The following is a 16,079-nucleotide window of genomic DNA, read 5'->3' as shown; positions in this document are numbered from 1 at the left end:
GAGAAAGTTAGTAAGGGTCTATAAATGAAAATAGTTACTATTCGCAAAGTGGTTTTATTTTTGGGTATATATTTTTATACTGTGGTATCGGTCCATGCTTCTGTCGTTCTCAAAAATACAAGAGTTATTTTCCCGGGAGATGGCGTAGAACATACAATACAATTTACTAATAACGACGATTTTCCTAATATTGTACAGCTTTGGACTGATAAAGGTGATTCTCAATCGACCCCGGAAACCGCTGATGGTCCGTTTTCTCTACTACCACCAATATTTAAAGTTGACAAGGAAAGCGGGCAATCTGTAAGGATGATTTACACGGGGGATGGCTTACCAAATAATAAAGAGAGTGTCTTCTATTTGAACTTTTTAGTGATTCCACCTAACTCTGAAGGATTAGAAGGCCAAAACCAATTAAAAATTGTTCTACGTAATAGAGTTAAAATTTTTTATCGACCGTCATCTATTGATGGAAACCCGCGTGATTCGATTGATAAAATGTCGACTGAAGTCATGTATGGGACTGATGGTGAACCGGAATCAATTAAAGTTAAAAACAATTCCGGATATTATATAAGCATGTCAAGTTTAAATGTAGAAAAAGGTACAACTAGATATAGCTACGAACCGGTAATGGTAGAGCCTTACAGTTCCACTACATTAGAAAACTTTGTACGAACGGACAAAATTACGAATCAGAAAGAAAGCGTGAATGGTGCTGTGTTAAATATTGTTTATGTTAATGACTATGGGGCTCACGTTCCCAAAAGTATTGCCATTAATAAATAGCTTAGAAGTTATTAATATGTTCTCTGTAATCAACAAAAATTATTTATATTTAGCGCTGGCTTTATTCGTTATTACTAACACAAGAGCGGAAGAAAATACCGTCATTTTTGATAGTTCATTGCTGTTAGGATCCGGAGAGGACAATTCAGCAGTTCTTGACAGCCTATTAAATGAGCCTGATCTTCAAGATGGGGAGTATAGCCTAGATGTCTATATAAACGAAAAGTTATATCGTCGTGATATTGTCGTTATAGCTAAAAAAAATGATAAAACTATTCCCTGCTTCCCAGAGAAATATTGGAAAGAAATTGGGGTGCTCGACGATTATATATTGAACGATGGAGACGCATCATGCGTCAATATTAAAGACTTAAACTTTGAGATAGACCGACAAAGTTTAAAGTTAGATCTGTATGTCCCGCAAGCATATATGGAATCTAAGCCCCGAGGCTATATTAGCCCAGATCAATGGGATTTTGGCACTACAGCTGGTTTTATAAACTACGATGCAAACTATTTTCAATCGAAACAAAACTTTGATTTTAATGAGACAGAAAATAGTAGCTTGTTTGCCAGTGCTAGGATTGGTGCTAACGTCGGTAATTGGCGTATACGTAGTCAGTTAAGCTACAGCCATTCGGACTCAGGTACAACCACATACGATAATATTAATCATGTTCGCACTTATGCGAAAACAGCAATACCGACTTGGAAAAGTGAATTAACGTTAGGGCAAACATTCACGTCCACTAGTCAGTTTGACAGTGTCGGTTTTACTGGCTTTGAACTAAAATCTGATATAAGAATGAAACCTTTATCACAGCGGGGTTATGCCCCTGTGATTACAGGCGTTGCTAATTCTGTAGCAACTGTTACGGTTTCTCAACGGGGGCGCGAAATTTATCAGACTACCGTCGCTGCTGGTCCATTTATCATTAATGATTTATATTCAACCTATTATCAAGGTGATTTGGATGTGTCTGTTAAAGAGGCAAATGGGAAGGTCTCAAATTTTACTGTTCCTTTCAATGCAGTTTCAAGCTCCGTTCGACCAGGTAATTCAAATTATGCCTTATCAGGTGGGCAATTGAGACTATCCGAGATATCAGACGCTCCTTATTTTCTTGAAGGTTTTTACGAGCGAGGAATAACTAACAGCGTAACCACAAATAGTGGATTGCGTATATCTGAAAACTACGTATCTCCTTCTATAGGCCTAGTCTATGGTACAACATTAGGGGCGTTCGGATTGAGCTATATGTATGCTCATTCCGATATTCATGGCAATGTAGATAGTGGATGGAAGACAGGAATCGATTATTCTGTTGTTTTTGACACCGGCACGAGCCTTAATTTGGGCGGATATCTGTTTTCTACTTCAGGTTACAGAACACTAAATGACGTCGCCGTGCTAAATAGTGAAAGTGATATTTATGATTATTCAGATATCCAACAGTCAGAGCGTGCATTAGTAAATATCAATATAAACCAATCTTTATCTGATAAAGGACAAGTTTACTTGTCTGGTTCTCATACTAGTTACGGCGGAGATAAAGATGGATTAACCCAGGCTCAACTTGGCTACTCTACTAGTATTGGTGAGGTTACAATAAATATTAATTACGCCAAAACTTATCAAGAAGATTCTTTTGACTCTGATGATATATTTAATGTTGGTCTATCCATACCGTTAGGAGGAAGAGATAGCCTGTCTATGATGTCTTTAGACGTTACTCACTCTGATGATACGACGAGCTATCAAACGGGTTTAGCGGGTCAGATAAAAAATTCAGAAAATACTAGTTATGGCATAACGTATTCTGAAGATGATGAGAACAAAATGTACTCCTTGAGTCTTAATCACTTAGCGGACAAAGCTTCTTTTAGTACAACATATAGTAGAAGTGATAACTATAAGCAATGGGGAGCTAGTGTTCAAGGTGGTGCGGTTATACACTCGGGTGGGATTAACTTGAGCCAGAAATTAGGAGATTCCTTTGCAATCATTAAAGCAGATGATGCCGAAGGGACCTCAATCAAAAATACGCGAAGCGCAACAATAGCAGGTAACGGATATGGCGTAGTCAGCAATCTATCACCTTATAGTGTGAATCAAATAGCGTTAGATACATCAACAATGGAAAGTAAAGATGTTGAATTATCTGAAAGTGAATTTCGGCTGATCCCAACAGCTGGATCAATCTTGAACTATGAAGTCAAAACGCGTTTTGGTAAAGCTGTTCTTGTCAATATAAATAGTAATAAACGACCACCACTAGGTACAGAGATTACGAATCAAGCGGGGTTAAAAGTTGGTATGGTTTCACAAAACTCTCTCGCGTTTATAAGGGTTGCAGAGCCTGAAGGTTCTCTTTACATGAGTTGGGGAGAATCAGAAGACAAAAAGTGCGTTCTTGAATATGATATTTCTAATAAGATAAAGAATGACGTAGACTTAGTGAGGTTATCTTCCGTATGCAAATAACATATCTATTAAAAAAAGTCGTCGCTTTACCATTTATCATGGGCTTTTTAAGCTACTTTGCCTTGGCTACGCACGCACAAGCTTTCTATGGTCCTATTCCTAAATGTGTAAGAATAAGCCATGCGCCTAGTCATCCAGTAAACAAACCAAACTCAGGGCATATACTGGGAGTTCAACAAGAACACGGTACGACTGGAAAGTGGATTGGTGCCACTGATACGAATTATGCGAACATGACAATCCCTAACCCTAATATAGCTGATGAAGATTTTCAGAAAGTTGGTACTGTACTTAGCTCTACAGTGAAAAGTTTTATCGAATTTGCTGAATCAGGTCGCTATTCACCAGATCAGGTGCTTTATAAATGTCCAGCGAGTTATAAAAACTCTATTTATGAAATGTATTCAACTAATGGAGATTATCGATTTGGTGGTTATGATGAAATGGAAGTTGGTAAGTTTTTTGGTATGCCAAACGTTTACTCTACAAAGGTAAAGGGTTTAGGGTTTCGTATTACTAACCTTTCTACAGGTGAACATTTCTCGCACAACTGGAAAGCTAGGCAATTAACCAACTTAGATCGAGATCAGTATGGAAATATTTTGGTAAAAGCCAAAAATTTTAGTAATATAAAGTTAGAATTGATAAGGATACCTGACGTTCATCCAAGTGGGAATTCTCATCCTAAGTGGAGTGGCTATGATATAACGAATCAATTTGACGAGAAGCAGCCGCTTGGCTATTTTGCAGTTAGATTGCCATTGAACAACGCAAATAAATTAGAAGGTCCGCGACCCGGCCTAAATCATAAATACCATTTTCCTGGTTGGTATGCCTATTGGCCAGGCACTATTGGGCTACATAAAGGTTTCACTGTTCGAAGGTTACCTACATGTAAAATTAATTTTATAACACCATCTGTGACATTCCCTCAAATTAGTGTGAATGAGTTAAATATGGGTATCTATCGGACTTCACGTTTTTCAGTTTCTTATAATTGTCAGTCCGGCGCTAGAAGAGGATCAGGTCGAGATCAAGTTAGTATGTCGTTCTTACCTTCGTCTGCTAATTTTAAGAAAGCCGAAGATTTATCTCTAGTGAATAATGGAATTTCAACACCATATCTGTTAACTGAAAACTATGACTCTGAAAATTCTGCTAGAGGTGTTGCAGTCACACTTTATGATCAGTCCGGTTCTCAACTTAACTTTTCTAATCCAGACAAGTATTTGTCATCTAATTTTGGTCAAGGAAAAATTATACCCGAGGGGAATTCTATTGGAAATGGTATTTATAATATGGAATTCGAAGCACGATTAGGTAAGATCCCCGTGGTCTCTAAGGCTAGTATATCACCTGGTAAATACCGAGCGACTGCTCGTGTCGTTATGAGGGTCAATTAGATGAAGCTAGGTATCATTTTTTCAATTTTTTATACGATGATAAGTGCTAATGTTACAGCTGGTATTACGCTTGAAGGTACACGAGTTATCTTTGATTCTTCAAAGTTCTCACATTCAGTAGTTGTTAAGAACACAAATGCGTATGATGTTATTGTTCAAACATGGGTTGATGATGGCGATCTAAATAAGCAACCTAACAACGCAGAGGCTCCGATAATCACGAAGCCTTCTCTGTTCAATCTGGAGACAGGAGAATCAAAGGTAATCGAGCTAATCAATATTTCCGAAAGAGAGCCTAAGAATGAAGAGCTATATTGGCTAAACATTCACGAAATTCCCCCGGTAAATGTTAGCAACGAAGATAAATTGACGTTAACAATGCAAACACAATACAAAGTCTTTTATCGGCCATCAAAAAGTGAAAATTTTAATAAAATAGAATCAGATAAAATAATTCTTTCTCTGAAGGTCGATGTTAATATAGATAAAGAGAACTGTTCACTCGTGGTTGATAACAATACTTCATTTCATTTGAATCTTGCAGGGCTTTCTATTGGCGACTATGTCATTAAAAACTTTCCTCGAGTTATCAGGCCTTATGGTGTGACTAAAATTCCATTATCAAAGATACCTGAAGGTGGAAAAGTTAAGTTAAATCTTATTGATGATTCGGGGTTTGTTTACACACTATCAAAAGAAGTAACTTTAGGTGATTAATATGAAGTATAAATTGATTATACTGGTAACCTTTCTAACATCTGCCTATTCATCGTCTTCATTTTCGTTATCAGATTATAGACTTCATATGACGTTTGGAGAAGTGTGGAACGATAATCAAAGAGGTATAAATGATGATGATTTTTTGGGGATAGGAGCTGAGTATTTTATTAACGAAAACTGGAGTAGTCAGTTAAATTACTTGGAATCGAAGAAAATATCAGACTTAGATTATAAAGGTTATCTAATCGGAGGCCGATATTATTTTAATGGCGGTACCGGTAATTCAGTATTCCTTTCTAGTGACCTTGCTCGAGTGGGCTATCTGAACGATGATGAAAATCAACTTCACCTGGGGGCAGGGTTAAGACTTGATCTTAACCAAAACTTTTACTTAACAGCAGAACTAAAAAAGGTTCTATCGGATAGTAGATATAATAGAGATGCGATTAGTTTAATATCATTTGGCTATAGATTTTCTAAGACTGAAGAGCCTAGCAATCGAGCGGACTTAAAAACCGGGAATCATTCAGAACTGCCAGTTGGTAAAAAAGAGGACATAAATAGGATACAAGACGTTGATTTCAAAGTAGTTAATAAGATTAAAGAGGTATCCTTCTATTTCGATTTTGATTCATCTGTTCCTCTACGAGTGGAAAAAGATAAGCTAAATAAAATGATGGAAAATGCTATTGATGATGAAGCCAATATAGTTATTTCGGGTCATACAGATGATATAGGTGGAAAAAAATATAATAAAGAATTGTCTAAGGATAGAGCAATATTTGTAAAAAATAAATTAAAAGAGGATTATGATATGGATGACTCACGTTTTTTAGTTGTTGCCTATGGAGAAGAAAGTCCCATAGCTGACAATAACACATTAGATGGACAAAAGAAAAACAGACGAGTAACGGTTTCAATTAGAAAATAAAAAAGACTAGTCCACACTTTAACTTAAAGGTGGACATTTTTTTAATCATAGATAATAGAATATTGTAAATAGCTAGTTAATGTGCCAGGCTGGGGCGTGTCATTTAATGGTAAATATCTAACGGCAAAGGTATGCACTCCTTGATCCTGACCAGGAGGTATTTGTATAGCATCTCGTAAACGATATCCTATTAAAGTACCACTATTGAACTCGTTAGCTATCGGAGAGCCTGAAGGTTGATCTAGTATCTGCAATCCAATATTATCAGCTGTCCCTGAAATCATAGGAATAAATCCAGGAATGAGTGATTCTCTATTCCGATCTATGCCCCATGGTGAGAATCTAACATCCCAATGTTGTACTAGTTCCAAACTTCTAAGACAATCATAAATTTTGAGTTCAAAAGTAGTTTCAACTGAATTTCTATCTTTTAACTGGTTGATACTGATGCTTGGGAGATTTATAACTGGCGAGTTTCTAATGTTATTAATCTTGACCTGACAGGTAGGATGCTTTATTTTTCCGCTTATTTCTAAACTTAAAGCAGAGGCGTTTTGATTACTTACGAATAAGCCTAATAGAATAATTATATTACTTCGTTTAATCATAGGTTACTCCATGGTCTGCGTTTTCTAATTCTGAGATTATACATATAAAATTAAACCATGTAACTTAATGTGCAAAATTCAGGAAATGTCCTACAATTAAATGAGGTGTAGAATATATTCGATTTAGTGCATTAGGTTTAAGTGCTAATTAATAAGAAAATTTAATGTTTAATAGTTGTTAAGTAGAGTGATATATGAAGAAGAGCATTTTAATTGTAGATGATCATCCTGTTGTTCTTTTAGCAGCAAAAATGCTGTTAGAGCAATATAACTATAAAGTAATAGGCGAAGCAAAGAACGGGATAGATGCACTTAAAGTGATAAAAAAACTGAGCCCCGACATAGTTATTATTGACCTCACAATTCCCTCATTAGATGGGATGGAGGTAATTCAACGTTGCCAGTCTTTGAGATTAAAAACTCGATTTTTAGTTTATACCTCACAGACATCTGAGTACTTTATTAGCCTATGCATGCAAGCTGGTGCATCTGGTTACGTATCTAAGGACAAGGGTGTAGAGGAACTGCTAACCGCAATTCGTTCATTAGAAGCTGGTTATAATTTCTTCCCCGAAATATCGACGGTATCTTTAAGTACGGAACAGGAAAAAGAAGATGAGAGTTCTTTATCTATTCTTTCATCAAGAGAGATGACAGTGTTTAAGCTTCTTGCTTCAGGGCTAAGTAACAAAAACATAGCTGAAAAGATGTTACTTAGTGATAAGACTATCAGCACGTATAAAACTAGGATTTTCGATAAGTTGAATATTAGCAATATAGCACAGTTGATCGATGTTGCTAAAAGGAATGCGATTCTATGATAAAAGGTTTAATCTTTATTTTTCTATTTGTATCAATATTCGTCACCTCTCGGTCTTATTCATACCAGTTATATAGTGGACTGGCGAGTAGTTATGATGATCTACCAGAGGTAGGACTTACTGACAGTGAAAAAAAGTGGTTATCAGAAAATAGAATAAAAGTTGGGTTTGTCAAAAAGGACTTTCCCCCTTATGATATCTCTAATGATGGATACGGAATGTATTATGAGGGAATTACAGCAGATTATTTAAAATTTTTTGAATTGGTGCTTGGTACTGGAACAACTCTAATTGCCTATGACAGCCGAAAGGACGCTATTGAAGCAGTGAAGAACGATGAGATTGATGTTTTAACGACATCTAATGATTACGAAGTTCTGTCGGGATTAAAATTGACGTCTCCATATCAAGAAGATATACCAGCAGTATTTAAAAGATCTTATTCCAAAACGGAGAAGGTAAAAAGAATCGGAATATTTTATGAGTATTTGCCGGATGAGGTTATAAAGAGAAATTATCCCGATGCAGAAATTGTGCATTATTCCTCACCTCTTGAGTTGGTTACGGCATTATTTAAAGGTGATATCAACGCGATGATCATAGATTTAAACTCTGCCAATTATCAAATAAATAGTCAGTTTGTAGATGATATTTCATTCGATAGATTACTTGAATTTAATTCAAAAGGTTTTTCCTTTGCTCTACATAGAGACAACGATTTTTTATTGGATATCTTAAATAAGGCGATCTTTTCTGTCGATGGTTATTTAAAAGGGTTTTTAAAGAGAAAATGGAATGGAGGTGGTGTTTCTATTCCTAGTATAAGCACACTAAATGCAGGGCGTAATATTGCGGATAAATATTTAGATTCAGACAAAGAGGTAGTAGTAGTTTTATCTAAATATTTGGCTCCTATTAGTTATGTAGGAGAGGACCAAGATCCACAAGGTATTCTGATAGAAATCTTAGAGCTTATTAATTTATACACAGGGGTAAAGTTTAAATATGTCTTCAAGGATTCTATAGGTGAGAGGATCCAAGCGATAAAAGAAGGCGAGGCAGACTTTGGCTTCATGACTCAATCTAAAGATAGAGGGTTATATTTCACTAAAGAAATTTTGAGTTCTAACTATAGTGTTGTTAAGAAAGTATCAGACAAACCAGAAGAATTATCCACGGTATATGTTCCTAATGGACACATATACGAAAACGATATTAAGTTAGTTAATCCAAATCTAAATATATTTTCATCAAATAATTATATTGATTCTTTGAATCGGGTCTTCAATTCTGATAATAATTCAATAGCTATTATGCCTTTAACGGTTGCTAATTACTATATCTCTAAATTTTTCGAGGGCGAGTTATATGTTGGAGATATAGTGCATAATATACCGTCTGGCACTTTAAGCTTCGCAATAGAACCTAATAACGAAAACATGGCAAAGTTTCTTTCTGAAATCATGGATTACATTCCCGCTAATGATATAAATGTTATAATTAACAGGTGGAGCAAGAACGCGCTGCCAGTAGAGCAGAACTGGGAGGACTATCAGTATACTATTTATACGATAATTATTTCTGGCTCGGTGATATTAATAATTATAGTAATGAGTTTTTCAGCATTGATTCGAGCGTATAGAAACAGATTAGACATTAAGAATCGATTGTTAGAACAAGCGGAGTTTATACAGGTTGTTATCGACAGTATACCTCATCCGATATATGTAAAAGATAAAGAGTTGAATCTTACACTATATAATAGAAGTTTTGTCAATAATTTCGGTTATGAATGTGAATCTTTATTAAGAAAAAATAATGCTAATGATATTCGATTTATGTACTTTCCCGTCGAAGCCGAAAAGGATCATAAAGAGGTATTGGAGAATAATAGTCCTTTATATAAAGATCGCGTGATTTACAAAAATCAAAGAAGGTTTGATTATTACCATTGGATTCAACCGTTTACGATAAAAAGCAGATCCGATTCTACTGCTGGTGTAGTGTGTGGATTTATCGATATTAGTGAGCGTGTTAAGCTTTTGGACCAGCTATCTGACGCTAAAGAGAATGCAGAGTCAGCAAATGTAGCTAAGAGTCGATTTCTGGCGACGATGAGCCATGAGATTCGTACACCTATAAATGCAATTCTTGGGTTGTTGGAACTAACTAAAAAGAAATATAGCATAGATAAGTTTGATATTGAGTCAGTAGATGTTGCTTACCAAGCGGCTCGCGAGCTTCTCTCTCTGATAGGTGATATTCTAGATATATCAAAGATAGAATCAGGAAAGATAGATTTGAACCCTGACAGCAATAAGCTTAAAGATACAATCTATTCCATATATAGAACCTATTTTTATTTGGCATCACAGAAGGGTTTGAGTTTTGATCTAGAGTTTGATGAAAGGCTAGATCGCGACTTTTTTTATGATGATAGTCGGTTGAAGCAAGTATTAGTAAATATTGTTGGTAATGCTATAAAATTCACAGCGAAAGGTCGTGTGGATTTACGGGTCAGACTGATAGAGGATAATAGAAGATACAATAAGGTTGAAATATGCATTGTCGACCAAGGGATTGGAATTCCAGAGAAAAGTATGGGACGGATCTTTCAAGCCTTTAATCAAGCTGATAATCATACGGGTTATGGCGGGACAGGTCTTGGTTTGATGATTTCTAAGGCCATATGTGATCTCATGTCTGCTAGTTTCAATATAGAAAGTAAAGAAGGGATTGGTACAAAAATAACGATACTGTTAGACTTAGAAGTTAGTAGTGAGAACGCAGAGTCTTCAACGAGCCATGTAAAATATGAAGTGGGTCATGATGAAAGGTATAGTGTGTTGATCGTAGATGATTATGCGCCAAATAGATTATTATTAGGTGAACAGCTAAAGTATCTAGGTCATACGGTTGTACAAGACTGTAATGGAAAAGATGCGTTTGATTCATATAAAAATAATGTAATAGATGTTGTTATTACAGATTGTAATATGCCAGAAGTTGACGGTTATGAGCTAACCAGATGGATTAGACATTATGAGAAAGAGAAATCTATAACTCCTGTGTTTATCATTGGCTACACCGCTAATGCCCAAAAAGAAGTAATAGATGATGCTTTAGCATCCGGTATGAATAGCTGCCTATTTAAGCCGATTACAATTGATGACTTAAATACAGCTATCAGCGATGTGGTATTTGGCGGTGGTGAGCTGAAAGCATCTAAAGATAGTTTTGGTAATAGTTGGTTAGATAGAGATAAGTTAGAAGCATTAACATTAGGTAATCTTGAACTAAATAGGAGAATACTAAAGGAGGTTTTTAGAGAAAATGATAATGATATTCTAGAGTTACGATTGGCGTTAGAGCGGTTAGAATTAGAAGAGTGTAAAAAAATTGCACACAAAATGAAAAGTGGTTCGAATATGATTGGGTGTACGATGATTTCAAAAAAATGTGACGAAATAGAAGGCTCGTGTTCAGAGGACGAGATGGTGGCGTATATAGAAGAGTTAATTACTCTTACTTTAGATGTTAATAAAAAGATCGAGAATGAGTTACGATCTAATCAGTAATTTTGATTTTTTTATTATTAGGAGTTCCTTTTAAAATGTTTGTAGTGTTGCCCCCCCTTAATAACCCATCGCTAAGGGGGAGGCAGGGTTTTCGGTGTTGCGAAATAAAGCGTGTGGGCTCTATTTAATATTGACCACCATCTTGCCGAAGTTGCGGCCTTCGAGTACATCAATCAGTGCTTGCGGCGCTTTCTCAAAGCCATCCACCGCGTGTTCACGATAATGGATTTGGCCTTCGCCGACCCATTTAGCCATGTCGTGAGCGAACTCTGGGTAACGGTGCGCATAGTCATCAAAAATGATGAAACCTTTCACGGTTAGGCGCTTGACCAAGATGGTGCCCATTAGTTGCGAAAGACGGTCTGGGCCTTCAGGCAGGGCGGTGTTGTTGTATTGAGATACCAAGCCACACACGGGAATACGTGCGCCGGTATTAAGCAGTGGCATAATTGCATCAAATACTTTGCCGCCGACGTTTTCAAAGTACACATCAATGCCTTGCGGGCAGGCTTCGGCAAGCTGCTCGGCAAAGTTGTCCGCTTTATGATCGATACAGGCATCGACACTGAGGTGTTCACGGGCGTACTGGCATTTGTCTTCGCCACCGGCAATCGCGACTACGCGGCAGCCTTTTAGTTTACCAATCTGTGCGACAGTCGCACCGACTGGGCCAGTGGCCGCGGCGACGACAAGAGTATCGCCTTCTTTAGGCTGGCCAATATCTAACAAGCCCATGTAGGCGGTGAAGCCGGGCATCCCCAAGATCCCAAGTGCGTATGAAACCGGTGCGAGGTCAGGGTTAAGTTTAAGCAGGGTATCGCCATCGACCACGGAATGGGTTTCCCAGCCTTTGTAAGCCAATACCCAATCACCCGCCTGATAATCGGCGTGGTTAGATTCCAACACTTTACCTACGGTGGCACCGACCATCAGGCCATCAATCGCCACGGGTTCTGCGTACGATTTGGCATCACTCATTCGACCGCGCATGTAAGGGTCAATCGATAGGTGATGGTTTTCAATCAGTACATCCTTGTTACCCAGAGCAGGAATGGCGACTTCTTCTAAGCGAAAGTTCTCGGCAGTGGGGGCGCCAACCGGGCGTGATGCGAGAACAAAACGTTGATTTGTTAATGCTGACATGGATTCCTCCCTTGAAGATGGGAAAAGAGGCGGCTAGATCAGCGCGCCTCATCATGAAATAAAACGGCGATTACAGCGCGGCTTGAAGCACACGGCGGCAAACGTCCGGCGTCACATCGCCATGTTCACCGAGTTGGGTCATGCCGTGTTGAGTCAGGCTTTCAATCAAGGGCTCAATCGCGGTTTCATCCAGATCGTAATCGCTCATGCGTGTTTTCACGTTCATGCGCTCGAAAAAGTCGCGTGTTTTCTCAATCGCTTGCTGCGCTTTTTCGGCGTCGCTGCCTTGGTCAATATGCCAAACACGTTCAGCAAATTGTGCGAGCTTGGCTTGTTTTTGCTCAAACTTCTCATTGAGCATTGCAGGCAGCACCACGGCAAGGGTTTGTGCGTGATCCAAACCATGCAGGGCGGTCAGTTCGTGACCCAGCATATGGGTTGACCAATCTTGCGGTACACCCACGCCAATCAAGCCGTTAAGCGCTAAGGTGGCTGTCCACATCAAACTTGCACGTACGTTGTAGTCTTCTGGTGTTTCCAGCGCTTGTGGGCCAAGCTCGACGAGGGTTTGTAGTAGGCCTTCGGCGAATCGGTCTTGTACCGGCGCATTGGCTGGGTAGGTGAGGTATTGCTCCACGACATGAACAAACGCATCGACCACGCCGTTACCCACTTGGCGAATCGGTAGGGTGTAGGTTTTCACCGGATCCAATACCGAGAACTGCGGGAAGACTAGCTCGCTCATAAACGGTAGTTTTGCTTGCATTGACTCGCGAGTCACTACCGAGCCTTTGTTCATCTCAGAGCCGGTTGCCGGCAAGGTGAGTACGGTGCCAAATGGCAGGGCGGCTTCTACTTTACCGCCCATGCTGGTAAGAATGTCCCAGGCGTCGCCGTCATATTTCGCGGCTGCGGCAACGAACTTGGTGCCATCGATCACTGAGCCGCCGCCCACGGCGAGAAGGTAGTCATAGCCTTCAGCACTCACTTTCTCGACCGCTTTCATCAAGGTTTCAAAGCGTGGGTTGGGTTCAATACCACCAAACAGGCCAAACTGACGCTGACCCAATGCTTGTTCTACTTCATCCAAGGTGCCTGTTTTTCGTGCACTTTGGCCGCCGAATAACACGAGTACTTTGGCATCGGCCGGGATGAGCCGATCCAGCTCGGCAATCTTACCTTCGCCAAAAACGATACGTGTGGGATTGTAGAACTCAAAGTTGTTCATTGCTCATCCTTCCTTTTGTTGTGCTTGATGGTATCAAGCGTTTATTTAAATTAGACCGGTCGTCTAGAAGGTGCCGGTTAAAAACCCGCCTTGGCGGGTTTCGGGTTGATGGTGGGTTGATAACTTGTATTACCGCCACGCATCAATGTTCAGTTGTTGGTTACTGACGTGCTGTATAGAGCACAACAGGATTAATCGATCAGCCCGAGCTTTTCTTCAGTGATGGTCATCGCTTGAGTGAGATGACTGTCGTTACGATGCAGCTTGGTCAGTAAGCTTGCGCCGAGCCACAATTGATATAAAGTTGTCGCGGTGGTCAGCGCCGCTTGGCTATTAAACTGATCGCTGGCTTGAGCGAGCGTAGTCGCCAAGCAACCAATCAGTTGATCGGTGCCATCACGCAGTGCCAGCCGCATTGGCTCAGATAAGTCCGCAACTTCTGCACTCAGCTTGACGACCAAACACGTTTGCACCGGATCCAAACTACAATATTGTGCTTGCCAGCGACTGAAGTAGCTGTGCACACGTGCAATGGGAGAGAGCGAGCTATCTGTCAGTAAGCGATTCACATCCGCAATGTAACAAGCAAAATAGTGGTCTAACACGGCTTGGCCGAATTGCTCTTTCGACGCAAAGTAGTGATAAAAAGACCCTTTGGGTACGCCCGCTTGTTTGAGGATGGCGCTTAGGCCAACGCCGCTAAAACCAAATTGTGCCATGACGCTCACGCCCGTTTCCAACAGGTGCTGGTGGGTCGCGTTATGACTGGTCGTTTCATGAGTGCTGCTCGATTTCATGTCGACTAGCATAATCAAGATTAGACCGGTCGTCTAGTGATGAGGGAACATTTTTATTTTTGGTGTCGAATGGCGGCATAAATTGGGCCGGTATGCTGTGCGAAATCGCAGTTTATGTCGGATTTATTGCAGTGTTCACAGTTTATACGTCATGCAGTGGCGCGGGAGAAAAACTGTGCTTTACTCAAAATGTCAGCCGAGCTGACACACAATTTGGTAAATGATCAGCGCGCAGTGACGCGCCAAAAAGAGTGAAGCCCCCGTTGATGTCAGGAACCCATGACGACACCTTGTTTGCCGCCAGCCAGGCATTTGAACACAAGACCATGCGGTTAGGACGCTCAACATAGTGAGCAAGCGGGGCAGTGCAACAACAAGTTTCATTGACCAACGACCAACAAAGGAATCCATCCGCTAAGCCGCTCAATTGAGCGGCTTTTTATTATGCTGGGCTGCCGAAAGGATACCCAACTGTTTCGTAAGCACACTTCCTCTCATAGCAAGCTTTCCCGACGTCGCAGTGAGTTACTCTGTTGAGCAAACGTGAACAAGGTTGCTTTCTGCAAGTATTTGTAATAAGAATAGAGATAACGTGATTTTCAACGCTTTACGTTTACGACAGAAGGATGGCGGTGTGTCCATTCCCCATTAAGTAGACGAGCAATGCCCTACAAAGGTGTTCGGGCTGACAGTTGAATCATCGCGCTTCAGCGCTCATCTCGAGTGCTTATTAAGTTCCGCACTGTTCGTGCTATTGCTGAACGAGTGCGATAACCATAGCGATAAATATCGTTCATTAATCTGATAGGAGAGGTGTTCGATGCACAATAAAAGTAGACGTTTGTGGTATTACTACAAATCAAAAACGGATAAAGCACGTAGCGTCAAAACGCGCAGTTAATTTGTCCAACCGTAAGCAACAAGGCAACCATAGGGTTGCCTTTTGTGTTTTTGGGACGGGGTAATGTCTTGAACAGAGGCTTTGCTCGATAAATGTGCAGAAAATTTGCTAAGCTGTTGTGCATTGACGAATTTTTATTCTAACCTTATTTACAGGTAGATAGATAAAGAGACTCACGAACCCTGTCTAGGGTCGCAGGGAGGTGTTATGAATGTACTATCTTGTCAGCACGTTAAAGCGCTTATCGATCAAACCATTACTTTGATTGATGGCACAGACACGGAATATGCGATGACCCTAATCCGTATTGATGAGCATGAGGGCAACGGTGAAACCATTGACGATCAATTGGTGGAAAACTTTAGCTTAGTGTTGAAAGGCCCAAAGGATACCCGCTTTCCACAAGGTAATTACTTGCTCTCGCACCCCGATCTCGGCGAGCAAATCTTGCACATGTTACCGGCGGCAGAGGATACTTATACGATTACCATTAACACCCGCGCGTAGTGAATCGTTCATTCAACACGAGGGGTCCTCGCGCCCTCCTTTCCCGACTCTTCAATCATCTATTACTCACTGCGCCTCGCAAAACTGATTAAATAACGACCAATCAAGGGGTTATTTGCACCTTCCCGTAGCTTAGTAGCACGAAATAAGTAGAATAGAGCCGTTAAG

12 protein-coding genes are annotated in these 16,079 nt (G+C 39.9%); 8 read left to right on the top strand and 4 right to left on the bottom strand.

Annotation, left to right across the window (positions count from 1 at the left end):
- The first annotated feature begins 24 nt into the window (after positions 1 to 24).
- Genes E8E00_RS14805 through E8E00_RS14785 form a run of 5 tightly spaced genes read left to right on the top strand, consistent with a single transcriptional unit; the run spans position 25 to position 6,328 of the window.
- On the top strand, positions 25 to 789 hold the full coding sequence (locus E8E00_RS14805; RefSeq protein ID WP_096632324.1) for a molecular chaperone: 765 nt from the start codon (positions 25 to 27) through the stop codon (positions 787 to 789).
- A complete protein-coding gene (locus tag E8E00_RS14800; protein ID WP_096632327.1) occupies positions 737 to 3,274 on the top strand; it encodes a fimbria/pilus outer membrane usher protein in 2,538 nt (845 codons plus the stop codon). Before E8E00_RS14805 ends, E8E00_RS14800 begins: the two co-directional genes overlap by 53 nt.
- Positions 3,265 to 4,677: a fimbrial protein gene (locus E8E00_RS14795; protein WP_096632329.1), complete on the top strand. Its 1,413-nt coding sequence runs from the start codon at positions 3,265 to 3,267 to the stop codon at positions 4,675 to 4,677. Before E8E00_RS14800 ends, E8E00_RS14795 begins: the two co-directional genes overlap by 10 nt.
- Positions 4,678 to 5,394, top strand: a complete 717-nt coding sequence (locus tag E8E00_RS14790; protein WP_096632332.1) for a molecular chaperone — start codon at positions 4,678 to 4,680, stop codon at positions 5,392 to 5,394.
- 1 nt (position 5,395) lies between these two features.
- Positions 5,396 to 6,328 carry an OmpA family protein gene (locus E8E00_RS14785; RefSeq protein ID WP_096632335.1) on the top strand — a complete coding sequence of 311 codons (933 nt, stop codon included), beginning with the start codon at positions 5,396 to 5,398 and terminating at the stop codon, positions 6,326 to 6,328.
- Between the two features lie 41 nt (positions 6,329 to 6,369).
- On the opposite strand, the gene E8E00_RS14780 is transcribed toward E8E00_RS14785, so the two are convergent.
- On the bottom strand, positions 6,370 to 6,936 hold the full coding sequence (locus E8E00_RS14780; RefSeq protein ID WP_096632338.1) for a fimbrial protein: 567 nt from the start codon (positions 6,934 to 6,936) through the stop codon (positions 6,370 to 6,372).
- 194 nt (positions 6,937 to 7,130) lie between these two features.
- Between E8E00_RS14780 and E8E00_RS14775 the strand changes: the two genes are divergently transcribed.
- Both E8E00_RS14775 and E8E00_RS14770 read left to right on the top strand, forming a co-directional pair.
- Positions 7,131 to 7,757: a response regulator transcription factor gene (locus E8E00_RS14775; protein WP_096632341.1), complete on the top strand. Its 627-nt coding sequence runs from the start codon at positions 7,131 to 7,133 to the stop codon at positions 7,755 to 7,757.
- Complete coding sequence (locus E8E00_RS14770) at positions 7,754 to 11,335, top strand: ATP-binding protein (RefSeq protein ID WP_096632344.1); 3,582 nt, start codon at positions 7,754 to 7,756, stop codon at positions 11,333 to 11,335. Before E8E00_RS14775 ends, E8E00_RS14770 begins: the two co-directional genes overlap by 4 nt.
- A gap of 120 nt (positions 11,336 to 11,455) precedes the next feature.
- Here the strand turns inward: E8E00_RS14770 and E8E00_RS14765 are convergent, their stop codons facing one another.
- The 3 genes from E8E00_RS14765 to E8E00_RS14755 all read right to left on the bottom strand — a co-directional run bounded on the left by E8E00_RS14765 (position 11,456) and on the right by E8E00_RS14755 (position 14,503).
- On the bottom strand, positions 11,456 to 12,478 hold the full coding sequence (locus E8E00_RS14765; protein WP_096632347.1) for an NADP-dependent oxidoreductase: 1,023 nt from the start codon (positions 12,476 to 12,478) through the stop codon (positions 11,456 to 11,458).
- A gap of 70 nt (positions 12,479 to 12,548) precedes the next feature.
- Complete coding sequence (locus tag E8E00_RS14760; protein WP_096632350.1) at positions 12,549 to 13,706, bottom strand: iron-containing alcohol dehydrogenase; 1,158 nt, start codon at positions 13,704 to 13,706, stop codon at positions 12,549 to 12,551.
- Between the two features lie 191 nt (positions 13,707 to 13,897).
- Positions 13,898 to 14,503 carry a TetR/AcrR family transcriptional regulator gene (locus tag E8E00_RS14755; protein ID WP_096632352.1) on the bottom strand — a complete coding sequence of 202 codons (606 nt, stop codon included), beginning with the start codon at positions 14,501 to 14,503 and terminating at the stop codon, positions 13,898 to 13,900.
- Between the two features lie 1,108 nt (positions 14,504 to 15,611).
- On the opposite strand from E8E00_RS14755, the gene E8E00_RS14750 reads away from it, so the two are divergent.
- Entirely contained in the window at positions 15,612 to 15,911 is a 300-nt protein-coding gene (locus E8E00_RS14750; RefSeq protein WP_096632355.1) for a hypothetical protein, read from the top strand.
- The last annotated feature ends 168 nt before the right edge of the window (positions 15,912 to 16,079 follow it).

Origin of the sequence: Salinivibrio sp. YCSC6 (assembly GCF_004916735.1) — a bacterium.
GTDB lineage: Bacteria > Pseudomonadota > Gammaproteobacteria > Enterobacterales > Vibrionaceae > Salinivibrio > Salinivibrio proteolyticus.
Note: the sequence above shows the minus strand (reverse complement) of the source record. Positions and strands in the feature narration are given on the sequence as shown.

Excerpts from the sequence above, each read along its gene's own strand:
- E8E00_RS14805 (WP_096632324.1), top strand. The coding sequence starts at position 25 with ATGAAAATAGTTACTATTCGCAAAGTGGTTTTATTTTTGGGTATATAT.
- E8E00_RS14800 (WP_096632327.1), top strand. The coding sequence starts at position 737 with ATGTTAATGACTATGGGGCTCACGTTCCCAAAAGTATTGCCATTAATA.
- E8E00_RS14795 (WP_096632329.1), top strand. The coding sequence starts at position 3,265 with ATGCAAATAACATATCTATTAAAAAAAGTCGTCGCTTTACCATTTATC.
- E8E00_RS14790 (WP_096632332.1), top strand. The coding sequence starts at position 4,678 with ATGAAGCTAGGTATCATTTTTTCAATTTTTTATACGATGATAAGTGCT.
- E8E00_RS14785 (WP_096632335.1), top strand. The coding sequence starts at position 5,396 with ATGAAGTATAAATTGATTATACTGGTAACCTTTCTAACATCTGCCTAT.
- E8E00_RS14780 (WP_096632338.1), bottom strand. The coding sequence starts at position 6,936 with ATGATTAAACGAAGTAATATAATTATTCTATTAGGCTTATTCGTAAGT.
- E8E00_RS14775 (WP_096632341.1), top strand. The coding sequence starts at position 7,131 with ATGAAGAAGAGCATTTTAATTGTAGATGATCATCCTGTTGTTCTTTTA.
- E8E00_RS14770 (WP_096632344.1), top strand. The coding sequence starts at position 7,754 with ATGATAAAAGGTTTAATCTTTATTTTTCTATTTGTATCAATATTCGTC.
- E8E00_RS14765 (WP_096632347.1), bottom strand. The coding sequence starts at position 12,478 with ATGTCAGCATTAACAAATCAACGTTTTGTTCTCGCATCACGCCCGGTT.
- E8E00_RS14760 (WP_096632350.1), bottom strand. The coding sequence starts at position 13,706 with ATGAACAACTTTGAGTTCTACAATCCCACACGTATCGTTTTTGGCGAA.
- E8E00_RS14755 (WP_096632352.1), bottom strand. The coding sequence starts at position 14,503 with ATGAAATCGAGCAGCACTCATGAAACGACCAGTCATAACGCGACCCAC.
- E8E00_RS14750 (WP_096632355.1), top strand. The coding sequence starts at position 15,612 with ATGAATGTACTATCTTGTCAGCACGTTAAAGCGCTTATCGATCAAACC.